12 protein-coding genes are annotated in these 12491 nt (G+C 67.9%); 1 reads left to right on the top strand and 11 read right to left on the bottom strand.

Going from position 1 to position 12491, the window contains the following annotated elements:
* From ACFVJ3_RS00720 to ACFVJ3_RS00695, 6 genes are all read right to left on the bottom strand, one after another.
* Nucleotides 1–1320, bottom strand: coding sequence for an ammonium transporter (locus tag ACFVJ3_RS00720; protein ID WP_210752954.1), 1320 nt, complete (start codon nucleotides 1318–1320; stop codon nucleotides 1–3).
* A gap of 260 nt (nucleotides 1321–1580) precedes the next feature.
* The gene (gene ftsY, locus ACFVJ3_RS00715; protein WP_378450220.1) at nucleotides 1581–3020 is read right to left on the bottom strand and encodes a signal recognition particle-docking protein FtsY; all 1440 of its coding nucleotides are present in this window, start codon (nucleotides 3018–3020) and stop codon (nucleotides 1581–1583) included.
* 66 nt (nucleotides 3021–3086) lie between these two features.
* Nucleotides 3087–6692 carry a chromosome segregation protein SMC gene (smc, locus tag ACFVJ3_RS00710; RefSeq protein ID WP_378450219.1) on the bottom strand — a complete coding sequence of 1202 codons (3606 nt, stop codon included), beginning with the start codon at nucleotides 6690–6692 and terminating at the stop codon, nucleotides 3087–3089.
* Nucleotides 6693–6714: 22 nt separating this feature from the next.
* Nucleotides 6715–6984: an acylphosphatase gene (locus ACFVJ3_RS00705; RefSeq protein WP_378450218.1), complete on the bottom strand. Its 270-nt coding sequence runs from the start codon at nucleotides 6982–6984 to the stop codon at nucleotides 6715–6717.
* A gap of 5 nt (nucleotides 6985–6989) precedes the next feature.
* A complete protein-coding gene (locus ACFVJ3_RS00700; protein WP_378450401.1) occupies nucleotides 6990–7919 on the bottom strand; it encodes a hypothetical protein in 930 nt (309 codons plus the stop codon).
* Nucleotides 7919–8359, bottom strand: coding sequence for an OsmC family protein (locus tag ACFVJ3_RS00695; protein ID WP_378450217.1), 441 nt, complete (start codon nucleotides 8357–8359; stop codon nucleotides 7919–7921). Before ACFVJ3_RS00695 ends, ACFVJ3_RS00700 begins: the two co-directional genes overlap by 1 nt.
* 147 nt (nucleotides 8360–8506) lie before the next feature.
* Between ACFVJ3_RS00695 and ACFVJ3_RS00690 the strand changes: the two genes are divergently transcribed.
* Nucleotides 8507–9211 (top strand): pyridoxamine 5'-phosphate oxidase family protein, encoded by a 705-nt coding sequence (locus ACFVJ3_RS00690; protein WP_378450216.1) that lies wholly within the window; start codon nucleotides 8507–8509, stop codon nucleotides 9209–9211.
* Here ACFVJ3_RS00690 and mutM read toward each other — a convergent pair.
* The 5 genes from mutM to ACFVJ3_RS00665 form a co-directional block, all read right to left on the bottom strand.
* Nucleotides 9153–10031: a bifunctional DNA-formamidopyrimidine glycosylase/DNA-(apurinic or apyrimidinic site) lyase gene (mutM, locus tag ACFVJ3_RS00685; protein WP_378450215.1), complete on the bottom strand. Its 879-nt coding sequence runs from the start codon at nucleotides 10029–10031 to the stop codon at nucleotides 9153–9155. The genes ACFVJ3_RS00690 and mutM overlap by 59 nt on opposite strands.
* The gene (gene rnc, locus ACFVJ3_RS00680) at nucleotides 10024–10782 is read right to left on the bottom strand and encodes a ribonuclease III (RefSeq protein ID WP_378450214.1); all 759 of its coding nucleotides are present in this window, start codon (nucleotides 10780–10782) and stop codon (nucleotides 10024–10026) included. The genes mutM and rnc overlap by 8 nt, the downstream gene beginning before the upstream one ends.
* Before the next feature lie 19 nt (nucleotides 10783–10801).
* Complete coding sequence (gene rpmF, locus ACFVJ3_RS00675; RefSeq protein WP_005240446.1) at nucleotides 10802–10984, bottom strand: 50S ribosomal protein L32; 183 nt, start codon at nucleotides 10982–10984, stop codon at nucleotides 10802–10804.
* A 2-nt stretch (nucleotides 10985–10986) separates the two neighbouring features.
* Nucleotides 10987–11547, bottom strand: a complete 561-nt coding sequence (locus tag ACFVJ3_RS00670) for a YceD family protein (RefSeq protein ID WP_378450213.1) — start codon at nucleotides 11545–11547, stop codon at nucleotides 10987–10989.
* Nucleotides 11548–11705: 158 nt separating this feature from the next.
* Nucleotides 11706–12479: a DivIVA domain-containing protein gene (locus ACFVJ3_RS00665; RefSeq protein WP_378450400.1), complete on the bottom strand. Its 774-nt coding sequence runs from the start codon at nucleotides 12477–12479 to the stop codon at nucleotides 11706–11708.
* Between the last annotated feature and the right edge of the window lie 12 nt (nucleotides 12480–12491).

Below are 12491 nucleotides of genomic sequence, written 5' to 3'. Positions count from 1 at the left end.
TCATCCCTCCTTGCCGGATACACGAGCAGTTGCCGAGTTTCCGCCGAGAGCGGCGAAATCGTAGCCAGTTTCTGCGTGTTCCGACTCGTCCACTCCAAGTGATTCACCCTCGTCGCTGAGCCGCAGACCGATCGTGAACTTCACGATCAACGCGACGACGGCCGTACCGACGAGCGAGTAAAGCAGTACTGCTCCGGCGCCCACTGCCTGACGCCAGAGTTGGTCGAGGCCTCCACCATAGAACAGTCCGACAACACCCGCGGGCGCCTCAGCTGTTGCGACCAGGCCGACCATCAGCGTTCCGACGATGCCGCCGACGAGGTGAACACCGACGACGTCCAGCGAGTCGTCGAATCCGAAGCGGAACTTGAGTCCGACCGCGAGCGCGCAGAGTGCTCCTGCCACGACGCCGATGGCGAGTGCTCCGAGGACGTTCACCGAGGAGCAGGAAGGCGTGATGGCAACCAGGCCGGCCACGATTCCGGACGCCGCACCGAGTGTGGTGGCGTGGCCGTCGCGAATCCGCTCGACCAGGAGCCAGGCGAGCATGGCTGCGCACGTTCCGATGACGGTCGTGATGAAGGTTGCTCCGGCAATGCCGTTGGAACCGACGGCCGAACCGGCGTTGAAACCGAACCAGCCGAACCAGAGGAGGCCGGCGCCGAGCATCACGAAGGGCAGGTTGTGCGGCCGGAACGGGGTTCCCGGCCATCCCTTGCGCTTGCCGAGGATGATCGCGAGGACGAGACCGGCGGCGCCGGCGTTGATGTGGACGGCGGTACCACCCGCGAAGTCGACCGCGGCGAGCTTGTTGGCGATCCAGCCACCGGTCTCGGCGGTGACGCCGTCGAAGGCGAAGACCCAGTGCGCCACGGGGAAGTACACGACCGTCGCCCAGAGGCCGGCGAACAGCAGCCAGGGACCGAAGCGCAGGCGATCCGCCACGGCACCCGAGATGAGGGCGACGGTGATGATCGCGAACATTGCCTGGAACGCGACGAATACCGTCGCGGGGATGGTGCCGACGAGCGGGATCGCGGAATCGGCGATGACCGAACCGGCGTCGTCGGTCTCGGCCAGGTAGGACCCGCCGAACAGTCCCTTGAGCCCGAAGTACTGGAACGGATCACCGACAAGGTTCCCCTTGTCCTCGCCGAAGGCCATGGAGTAGCCGTAGAGAACCCACAGGATGCCGACGACACCCATCGCGCTGATGCTCATCATGAGCATGTTCAGCACGCTCTTGGCCCGCACCATGCCGCCGTAGAAGAACGCAAGACCCGGAGTCATGAGCAACACGAGCGCGGCGCTGGTCAGCATCCACGCTGTGTCCCCGGTGTCCGGTGCACCGATAGTGGGGAAATCCACCTTGAGCCTCCTCCTTCTCTGCCCAGCCGGTTGCGGCTGACGACCTGAGAAGAAGGGTGCTCAGTTGGTGTTTCGGCTGTGCCACTGCACTGTTTCGCGCGCGTGAACGCATCGGCCTATTTTGTTGCGTACACATTTCGCCAGGCGATTTGCGGTCGGTTTCATCCCCCCGGAGCCGTCCGGAACCCCGAGACGGCCGTCGGATCGCCTCGTCAGCCGAGCAACGCGTCGACGAAGGCGCCGGGCTCGAACGGCGCCAGATCGTCGGCGCCCTCGCCGAGTCCGACGAGCTTCACGGGAACCCCGAGTTCGTGCTGAACCTGGAACACGATGCCGCCCTTGGCGGTGCCGTCGAGCTTGGTGAGCACCACACCGGTGATGTCGACGACCTCGGCGAACACCCGCGCCTGCGCGAGGCCGTTCTGACCGATGGTCGCGTCGAGAACCAGAAGGACGTCGTCGACCGACGCCTTCTTCTCGAGGACCCGCTTGACCTTGCCGAGCTCGTCCATCAGTCCCGTCTTCGTGTGGAGCCGGCCGGCGGTATCGATCAGTACGACGTCGACGCCGTTGTCGATTCCCTTGGACACGGCATCGAACGCGACGGCCGCCGGATCAGCGGCTTCCTTCCCGCGCACCACCTCGGCGCCCACCCGCTCGGCCCACGTCTGCAGCTGGTCCGCTGCGGCGGCACGGAACGTGTCGGCGGCACCGAGCAGGACGCGCCTGCCGTCGGCCACGAGAACACGCGCGAGCTTGCCGGTGGTGGTGGTCTTGCCGGTGCCGTTCACGCCGACGACCAACAGGACCGCCGGGTGGTCGTCGTGCGGCAGGGCACGGATCGAGCGATCGAGTTCCGGCCGGAGTTCGGCTACCAGGACTTCGCGGAGCAGCGCGCGGGCGTCGGCCTCGGTGCGGACGCTGCGCGACGCCATCTGCTCACGCAGCGACGTGACGATCTTCGTGGTGGTCGCCGAGCCGAGGTCGGCGATGAGGAGGGTGTCCTCCACCTCTTCCCAGGAGTCTTCGTCGAGGTCGCCACCGCCGAGCAGTCCGAGCAGGCTCTTGCCCACCGCGGACTGTGAACGGGACAGCCGCCCACGCAGACGGTCGAGCCGTCCTTCGGTGGGAGCGATGACGTCGAGCACCGGCGCGGCGGGAGCCGGTTCGGGTTCGGGAGCGGGCGCGACCTCGGGTTCCGGTTCGACCTCGGGCGCGACGACCGGTTCGTAGGTGACCGGCTCCGGCGGGGCCGTGGGCTTCTCCGGAGCCTTCTCCGGCTCGGGGGCCTTCTCCGGCGCCGGGGGCGCGACCACCTCGGGTTCGGGCGCTACCACCTCGGGTTCGGGCGCTACCACCTCGGGTTCGGGCGCTACCACCTCGGGTTCGGGCGCCGGCTTCGGCAGAACCGGCTCGGGCGCAGGCGGACGTGGCGGCGCCGTCGCCGTCGACCCCTGGCTGAAGTTGAACCCGCCGTCCGCCCGGTAACTGCCCGAGCGGTCCTTCTCCGCCGTGGTGACCTGCGGGGTGTCCGGCGCCTTCAGGGAGATCCGGCGACGCCGATACAGGAGGGACCCGACGACGAGAACGACGAGAAGTACGGCCAGTGCGGCCGCGATGGCAATCCAAGCTCCGGTAGTCACGCCGCCCATTGTTTCAGGCTCCGGATTTCGTCGCGCACTGCCTTCCCGCGCGCACAGTACCGGCCCGGACCGGAATCAGGCGTCCGCGGCCGCCATGTCCTGGCCACGGAGCCGCTGGGAGATGACGGTGGTGATGCCGTCGCCGCGCATGCTGACGCCGTAGAGTGCGTCGGCCACCTCCATCGTCGGCTTCTGGTGGGTGATGACGATCAGCTGCGACTTCTCCCGCAACTGCTCGAACAACCCGATGAGACGACGCAGGTTCGTGTCGTCCAGCGCGGCCTCCACCTCGTCCATCACGTAGAAGGGGGACGGCCTGGCCCGGAAGATCGCCACGAGCATCGCCACCGCCGTCAGCGACTTCTCGCCACCGGACAGCAACGACAGCCGTTTGACCTTCTTGCCGGGCGGGCGGGCCTCCACCTCGATGCCGGTGGTCAGCATGTTCGACGGGTCGGTGAGCACCAACCTGCCCTCACCACCGGGGAACAGTTTCGCGAACACCTGCACGAATTCGCGTTCGACGTCCGAATAGGCCTCGGTGAACACCTGCAGGATGCGGGCATCGACGTCGGCCACCACCCCGAGGAGATCCTTGCGGGCGGTCTTCACGTCCTCGAGCTGTGTCGAGAGGAAGTTGTAGCGCTCCTCGAGCGCGGCGAACTCCTCGAGTGCCAACGGGTTGACCTTGCCGAGCGTCGCCAGGTCCTTCTCGGCACGCTTCGCGCGACGTTCCTGCGTGGCGCGGTCGTACGGGATCGGCGCGGGCATCGTGACCTGCTCGCCGCGCTCCTTCGCCTGCTCGTACTCCTCCATCTCGAGCGCGGACGGCGGCAGCGTGACATCGGGGCCGTATTCGGCGATCAGATCGTCCAGGCCGATCCCGTGCTGTTCGAGGATCGCCTCCTCGAGCTGCTCGATGCGCAGCGCGGCCTGGGCGCGAGCCACCTCGTCGCGGTGCACGGCGTCGGTGAGCGACGCCAGCTGTCCGGTCAGCTGGCGCACCCTTTCCTTCACCTGTTCGAGTTGGGTCGTGCGCTCGATGCGTGCCCGCGCGAGTTCGTCGCGGTGCGCCATCGCGGCGGCGACGACGTCGCCGAGGTGCTCGGCGACCCGCTGTCCGGACTCGGCGACCGCCGCCGCGACGGCGGCCGCGTTCTGGCGGGCCTTCATCGCACGTTCGGCCCGGGCGCGTGCGTCGCGTTCCACCTGGGCGGCGCGGCGCAGGGAGTCGGCTTTGCCGCGCACCGATTCGGCGCGCTCCTCGGCCGTGCGCACGGACAGCCGGGCTTCCACTTCCACGGCCCGCACTTCGGCCAGCGCCGCGGCCGCCATTTCACGATCGAAGCTCGTCGTATCGGATCCACCCGTGTCGGCACCGGCGGGCGACCCGTCCTGTTCCGCCAGGCGCAGCCGTTCCTCGAGTTCGGCGAGCGCGGTCAGTGTGTCCTCGCGACCGCTCTCGGCCTTCTCCCGCTGCGCCATGAGCCGATCGGATTCGGCGTGTGCGGCCCGCGCGGCCTGGCCGAGGCGGCCGAGGCGCTCGTAGATGGCGGACATCGCGGCGTCGGACTCGTTCAGCGCGGCCAATGCCTGCTCGGCGTTCTCCTGGCGGTCGGCCTGTTCCGCGACCGCGCCGGACAGTGCCGCGGACAGTTCCTCGGCGCGACGTTCGGCGCGGGCCAGATCCTGCACCGAGTTGTCGATGGCAGCCTGGACCTCGAGGGTGCTCGGCTGACGGTCCGACCCGCCACTCATCCAGCCGGCTCCGAGGAGATCTCCGTCGCGGGTGACCGCGCGCACCTCGGGCCTGCGCCGGACGGTCTCGACGGCGTCGTCGATGGACTCGACCACGACCACTCCGCCCAGGAGCGCCGCGAGCCCGGTCCGCAGTTCGGCGGGGCACTCGATGACGTCGACGGCCCACCGGGCGCCGGAGTCCAGGTGCCCGCCGTTCGGTGCGACCTGATCGGTTCCGATGAACAGGGACGCCCGTCCGCTGTCCGTCTCCTTCAGCGCACCGACTGCGCCGCGGGCGGCGTCGAGGGATTCGGCGACGACGGCGTCCGCGGCGGGGCCCATCGCCGCCGCGACCGCGCCCTCGTACCCCTTCTCCACGGTGATGAGGCCACCGATCGGTCCCCGGATACCGTGCTCGCCCCGATTCTCGACGAGCCAGCCGGCGCCGTCCTTACGTTCGAGGCCCATCGACAGCGCGTCGATCCGGGCACGCAGGGATGCCACTTCCTGCCCGGCGGCGCGCTCCTCGGCCTGGAGTTCCGTGACGCGTTCGGTGATCAGGCGCAGCGCCTCGACGGCACGCTCGTGGTGGGAATCCAGCCCGAGCTCGCCGGCGTCGAGGTCACCGATCTCGTCCTGGACGACCTCGAATTCGGACTGCGCCGCGTCGCCGCGCTGACGGGCCTCTTCGATCGCGACGGTCAGCCGGGACACTTCGGCGTCGACGGAGTCGGCGCGGGTGCGCAGCGTGTCGACCTGCCCGGACAGCCGGGCCAAACCTTCACGGCGGTCGGCGATCGCCCGGACCGCCGCCATGTGAGCCCGTTCCGCCTCGGCGGCGGTCTCCTCCCCCAGTGCCAGCTGCTCCTTGGCCGCGTCCAGCGCCGCGCGCGCCATCTCGACGGCTTCGACGAGCTCCATTTCCTCCGCCGCGATCCGGTCGGCGCGGGCCTCCATCTCGTCCGGGTCCTGACCGCGGTTCGCGGAGGGCTCGGAGTCGAGGTGGCGCGCCCGCTCGCGGGCGATGCGGATGGTCGCGTTGACGCGCTCCGCGAGTGCCGACAGCTGGAACCACGTCTGCGCGGCCGCTTCCGCACCCGGTGTGAGCCTCGACAGTTCCTGCTCGTGCCGTCCCAGCTCCAGATTGGACTCGTCGAGGGCCTCGGTGACCTGGTCGTGCTGCTCGCGCGCGACCTTCTCGTCCTGCGCCTGGTTGGCCAGGTCCTCGCGTCGCGTGACCAGGTCGTCGGCGGCGAGCCGCAGCTTCGCGTCGCGGAGGTCGGCCTGCACGGTCTGGGCGCGGCGCGCCACCTCGGCCTGCCGTCCGAGTGGTTTGAGCTGGCGCCGCAGTTCCGCCGTGAGGTCGTTCAGGCGTGCCAGGTTGGCCTGCATCGCGTCGAGTTTGCGGACCGCCTTTTCCTTGCGTTTGCGGTGCTTGAGGACGCCGGCCGCTTCCTCGATGAACGCGCGCCGGTCCTCCGGACGCGATTCGAGGATCGCGGCGAGGCGGCCCTGACCGACGATCACGTGCATCTCCCGGCCGATGCCGGAGTCGCTGAGCAGTTCCTGCACGTCCATCAGCCGGCACGAGCTGCCGTTGATCTCGTATTCGCCGGCGCCGTCGCGGAACATGCGCCGGGTGATCGACACCTCGGAGTAGTCGATCGGCAGGGCGCCGTCGGAGTTGTCGATGGTCAGCGTGACCTCGGCGCGCCCGAGGGGCGCCCGCCCGGCGGTGCCGGCGAAGATGACGTCTTCCATCTTGCCGCCGCGCAGGGCCTTGGCTCCCTGCTCCCCCATCACCCACGTGAGCGCGTCGACGACGTTGGACTTACCCGACCCGTTGGGCCCCACGACACAGGTGATTCCCGGCTCGAATCGCAGAGTCGTTGCGGACGCAAAGGATTTGAATCCCTTCAGCGTCAGACTCTTCAGATGCATGACGGAGAACTTTACCTGCGGTTCACCGTTCCACGAACCCGGTGAGGTCGCCGCGGGCGGAATCCCATTGCTCCACGACGAGATCCACGGCGCCCGGCGTGTCTCCCGACCGCAGCAGCGTCAGCAGGGTCTCCAGCTTGTCCCGAGGTCCCTCGGCGATGACGAGCACGCGGCCGTCCTTCTGGTTGGCCGCGTATCCGTCGAGGCCGAGTTCCAGGGCGCGGGCGCGGGTCCACCACCGGAATCCCACACCCTGCACGTAACCGTGCACCCACGCGGTCATCCTCTCCATGTCCGTCACGACCGCTCGAGCTTGTAGATCTTCCCGGTGAAACTGGTGGCGTAGAGCGCGTCCGGATCCCAGCCCGGTCCGGCGCCGAACCGCACCGAGGACACGAGCGGCAGCCCGGACGCCAGGGCGCAGCTCTCGCCCGTCGTGGGATCGACCCGCACCACCTTGCCGCCGCCGTTGTAGGCGACGTAGACGATGCCGTCCGGTCCGACAGTGAGGTCGTCGGCCGCGTTGAGGGGCCCGGAGCCGGGCAGCTCGACCGATACGACGGGACCGCCGAGGTCGTCTTCGCGGAGGATGCGCAGCGTGGTGGTCGTGTCGAATGTCGTCACCGTGTAGACGTTGCCGTCGTGCACGGCGAGTCCGTCGACCGTTCCCAGATCGGTGCGCACGACCTCCGGTGTGTGGGGATCCGCGGCCGGAACACGGGCCAGTCCTGCCCCGGAGCCCAGATTCCGCGCGGTGAGGATGTCTCCGTTGCTCAGCCGGACGAGCCCGTTCGGCATGACCAGCCCCTCGGTCACCGTTCGTCTGTCACCCGTGTCGAGGTTCACGACGTCGACCGTGCCGCTCGCCGAGCCCGTGACTCCGGCGGCGAAGGAGTTCCCCGTGGCGAAGTACGCGTCGGCGCCGTCGACAGCGATTCCGCCGGGCGACTCGATCTCGGGCACGATCGGGGTGACGGTGCCGTCAGGGGCGACCCCGTCGAGGGCTCCGCCGCCGACCAGGCCTGTTCGCGACACCAGCATGGTGCCCGCGCCGTCGAAGGCCAGGTTCTCGAGAACACCCGCCCCGGACGTCACCTCCGACACCGACCACGGGGTGCACGCACCGCCGGGGGGCGAGAACGCGGGCCCGGCAGCCGCGGGAGCGACCACGAGCAGACCCGCGCAGAGCGCCGTCCCGCCCGCGAGCGCCGCCAGCTCACGCCGCATCATGCTTCCCTTTGGACGGTCAACGTCACCGTCGTCCCGGCCTTCAGTGTCCGCCCGACCGTGCAGACCTTGTCGACCGACCGTTCCACGAGCGCCACCAGACGCTCCTGCGCGTCGGCGTCGAGCTCGCTGAGATCCAGCTCCAGCACCTCGTCCAGCTGCGGGTATACCTCGTTCTCCCGGTCGGCGGCACCGGACACCCGGATGGTGGCGTCGTAGTTGTCACCCAGCCGCCGCGACAGCGGGAAGTCCGAGCTCATTCCGCTGCACGCGGCGAGTGCGATCTTCAGGAGTTCCCCGGGGGTGAACACGCCCTCCACGCCCTCGGAGCCGATCAGGACCTCGGCGCCGCGCGAGCTGCGGCCGATGTACCGCCGGGTGCCCGTTCGCTCGACCCACAGTGAGGTGGGCGCCGTCGTGTCGGAAGTCTGTTCTGCCATGCGCTCAATCCTGCCACCGATCGGCGCAACGCCAGGTAGGTGGGTGGGCGGCAGCGGTTTCCGCGCAATTGTGAACGAGGATTCTCAGCAGAGGGAACCGGTGGGCCGTAGGGTGAACCGACCAATGACGCCGAGACGTAGCGGGGAATGCAGATGGGCCAGATCGGTAGTGCGGGAGAGCGCCAACTTCAGTCCGAGTACGGCACCGAGGATCGTGCCGCCAAGTTCTACTCGGATCAGATGCTGGATCATCTCAATCCGACGATGATCGAGTTCATCGGACGCCAGGAGATCGCCTTCATCGCCACCGCCGATGCATCCGGCGAATGCGACAACAGTCTGCGCGCCGGGACACCGGGATTCATGCACGTCATCGACTCGAAGACCCTCGCGTACCCGGAGTACCGCGGCAACGGCGTGATGGCGAGCCTCGGCAACATCCGGGAAAACCCGCACGTCGGAATCATTCTCGTGGACTTCGTGCAGGACCTCATCGGACTGCACGTGAACGGTTCGGCACGGATCGTCGAAGACCCCGTCCTGCGCTCCGACATCGTGGATCTGCCTGCGGACCACACGAACGGCCGGATCCCGGAACGCTGGGTGGTCGTGGAGGTAGAGGAGGCATACATCCACTGCCGCAAGCACATTCCGAGAATGACACCGGTCCCCCGCCACCGTGAGTGGGGCACCGACGACGTGAAACGCAAGGGCGGCGACTACTTCGACGCCAAGGCGACACCGCGCCACGACACCGACGGTCAGTTCGCCGAGGAGGCCGTGACCGCCGCGCTCACACAGACGATTTCGCCGGGCTTCTCCGTGGTGCCGGCTGGCACTTCGGGCAACTGAACGACGAGCGGTTCATGAATTTCTCCCGCCGGATCGCGGTGCCGCACCGCGGGCACGGGCGATCCTCCTGACCGTAGGCGGACAGCGAACGGTCGAAATAGCCCGACTCGCCGTTGACGTTCACGTAGAGCGCGTCGAAGGACGTGCCGCCCTGGGTGAGTGCCTCACGCATGACCTCCTGGGCGGCCGTGAGCACTTCACGGATCTTGGGCCCACTCAACCTGTCGGTGAGCCGATTTCCGTGAATCTGGGCGTGCCACAGCGCCTCGTCGGCGTAGATGTTGCCGATGCCGGAAACGACGGTCTGGTCCAGAAGCGCACGCTTGATCTCGGTGTGCTTGCCGCGCACGACCTTCACGGTGGCCGCGAGGTCGAACCGCGGATCCAGTGGGTCGCGGGCGATGTGCGCCACCGAATCCGGCACAAGCGAGCCGTCGACGTCGACGAGGGGCGCCAGCGCCCAGCCCCCGAACGTCCGCTGGTCGACGAACCGGAGGTCGAGACCGGAATCGAGCCGGGCCCGGATGCGCAGATGCTTCTCGGTCGGCAATTCCGGTGGCTGCACGAGCATTTGACCACTCATGCCGAGATGCACCACGAGAGCGACCGTGCTGGGTTCGAGGACAAGCCACAGATACTTTCCACGACGGTCGGCGCTCGCGATGCGTTCGCCGGTGAGCTGTCCGGCGAGGTCGGCGGCGCCGGGGAGATGACGCCGAATCGCCCGCGGGTGCAGGATGTCGACGGAATCGATCGACGCCCCCACGATGTGGCGTTCGAGTCCGCGCCGGACTACCTCGACTTCGGGTAGTTCAGGCACTGACGTCGTCGGCCGCTACGTCGGGGCCTGCGTCGGACAACGCATTCCACGCCGTGCTCGCAGCCTTCTGCTCGGCCTCTTTCTTGGATCGACCGATACCGACGCCGAGGGGCTTGCCTCCGACGATCACGGTGGCGGTGAATTCCTTGTCGTGGTCCGGGCCGGTCGCGGTGATCTCGTACGCCGGGACACCGACGCCACGCTCCGCGGTCAACTCCTGCAGACTCGTCTTCCAGTCCAGACCCGCGCCGAGACGGGGGGCTCGCTGGAGGAGGTCGCTGAAGAGGTCGAGTACGACGCGTCGCGCCGTGTCGATGCCGTGCTCGAGGTGGATGGCGCCGAGAATCGACTCCATGCCGTCGGCCAGGATGCTCGGCTTGTCACGGCCACCAGTCATCTCCTCGCCCTTGCCGAGCAGGAGATGGGCACCGAGGCCGCCCTCACCGAGAGCGCGGGCCACCTCCGCGAGCGCGTGCATGTTGACGATGCTCGCCCGAATCTTCGCGAGGTCGCCCTCGGACTTCTCGGGATGCGCAAGGTACAGCTTCTCGGTGACGGTGACTCCGAGCACGGAGTCACCGAGAAATTCGAGACGCTCGTTGGTGGGGAGACCACCGTTCTCGTACGCATACGAGCGGTGCGTCAACGCCAGGGTGAGCAGCGAAGGCTCGATTTCTACGCCGAGGGCGGCGAGGAGGGAAGCATGATCCTCCTCGCCGCCGGCGGGTGTATTACTGATGTCGCTCGTCACAACGCCTCTCCGCGGAGAACTAAACGGCGGCAGTGACCTGGCGGCCCTTGTATGTGCCACACGACGGGCACGCGACGTGGGGCAGCGTCTTCTCGCCGCAGCCACGGTTGGGGCAGGTGACGAGGGTAGGCACAGTGGTCTTCCACTGGCTGCGACGCGACCTCGTGTTGGATCGCGACATTCTGCGCTTGGGGACAGCCACTTCTACTTCTCCTCGGCTTCGGTGTTCACAAGATTCTTGCTGGGTTCTGATTCCACGCCAAATTTGGCTGCAAGACCAGCCCAGCGAGGATCAAGTATGTCATGCCCATGGCCAGATTCGGCAATCGCCAGGCGAACGCCACATTCTGGGCACAATCCTTGGCAGTCGTCACTGCAGAGCGGCTGCAACGGCAGTGCGAGGCCGACGGCGTCGATCACGACGGGTTCGAGGTCGATCTCGTCGTCCACGACGTGATAGACCTCCCCCTCCTCCGTGGTCTCTTCCGTGGCGCTGTCCGGGTAAGCGAACAGCTCCGTGAGAGTCAGGTCCACCGTGTCGGATAACGGCTCGAGACATCTCGAGCACTCCCCCGCGGCATCGGCTCGCAACGAACCCGTGACCAGGACCCCCTCGGATACGGCCTCCAACCGGAGATCGAGATCGATCTCCGATCCTTCCTCGATGGCGATCAGGTCGAGACCGATGCGCCGTGGCGCCGTCACCACCCGTTCCACGGTGCGCATCGAACCGGGACGACGGCCGAGTTTGACCGTGTCCAGCACGAAGTCCGCGTCCCGACGGGAACGCGATGAGCTGTGGCGATGGGATGACAACAAACTTCACTTTCGAGAAAAGGGAAACGACAAAGGGCAACCACTCCACGATACGCAATCTGCGCGGTGGAGCCAAATTCGATGGAGCGCGCCGGCCTGACGGTCGCTCAGCGGCGACGCTCGGCCCGGCGGTCGTCGACGTCGTAGTCCGAGGCGTAGTCGGGAACACCCGAACCGGTCCGCAACTGCTGACGTCCCCGCCCCACGGACCGGACCGTGCCGTTCAGGAAGTCCTCGAACTCCGCGAGCTTCGTGTCGACGTACAGATCGCAGTCCGAGCGGAGACGATCGGATTCGGCGTGCGCGGAGTCGATCACCCGGGCCGACTCGGCGTGCGCCGCCTGGACGACCTCCGTCTGCGAGACGAGGCGCGCCTGCTCCGCCGTGCCCTCCGCAACGGACCTCTCGTAGGACGCCTTGCCCGACTCGATCATGCGATCGGCCTCGGACCGCGCACGACCCGTGAGTGCGTCGTACTCACGCTGGCCTTCCGCGACGGAGGACTCGGCCTCGGCGCGCGCGTCCGTGACCAACTGCTCGGCGTGCGCGCTGGCCTCGGCGACCATCCGGTCGGCCTGCGCCTTCGCGTCCGCCAGAATACGGTCGGCGTCGTCTCGCGCGTTCTCGATGGTGGAGTTCGCCTCGGCGTTGGCGCTGGAGACGGTCTTCTCCGCGTTGGACCGCGCGTCCCCCACCAGTTTGTCCTTGTGGTCCAGGACGTCCTGGGCGTCGTCGAGTTCACCGGGAATCGCATCGCGCACGTCGTCGAGCAGTTCGAGGACGTCACCGCGTGGAACCACGCAGCCGGCGGTCATCGGTACGCCGCGTGCCTCTTCGACAATCGCGACAAGTTCGTCGAGCGCCTCGAATACCCGGTACACAAGCAACCCCAA

Source organism: Rhodococcus sp. NPDC127593 (genome assembly GCF_042671975.1).
In the GTDB taxonomy this organism is placed as follows: Bacteria; Actinomycetota; Actinomycetes; order Mycobacteriales; family Mycobacteriaceae; genus Rhodococcus_F.
This window is presented reverse-complemented; position numbering and strand designations above follow the sequence as displayed.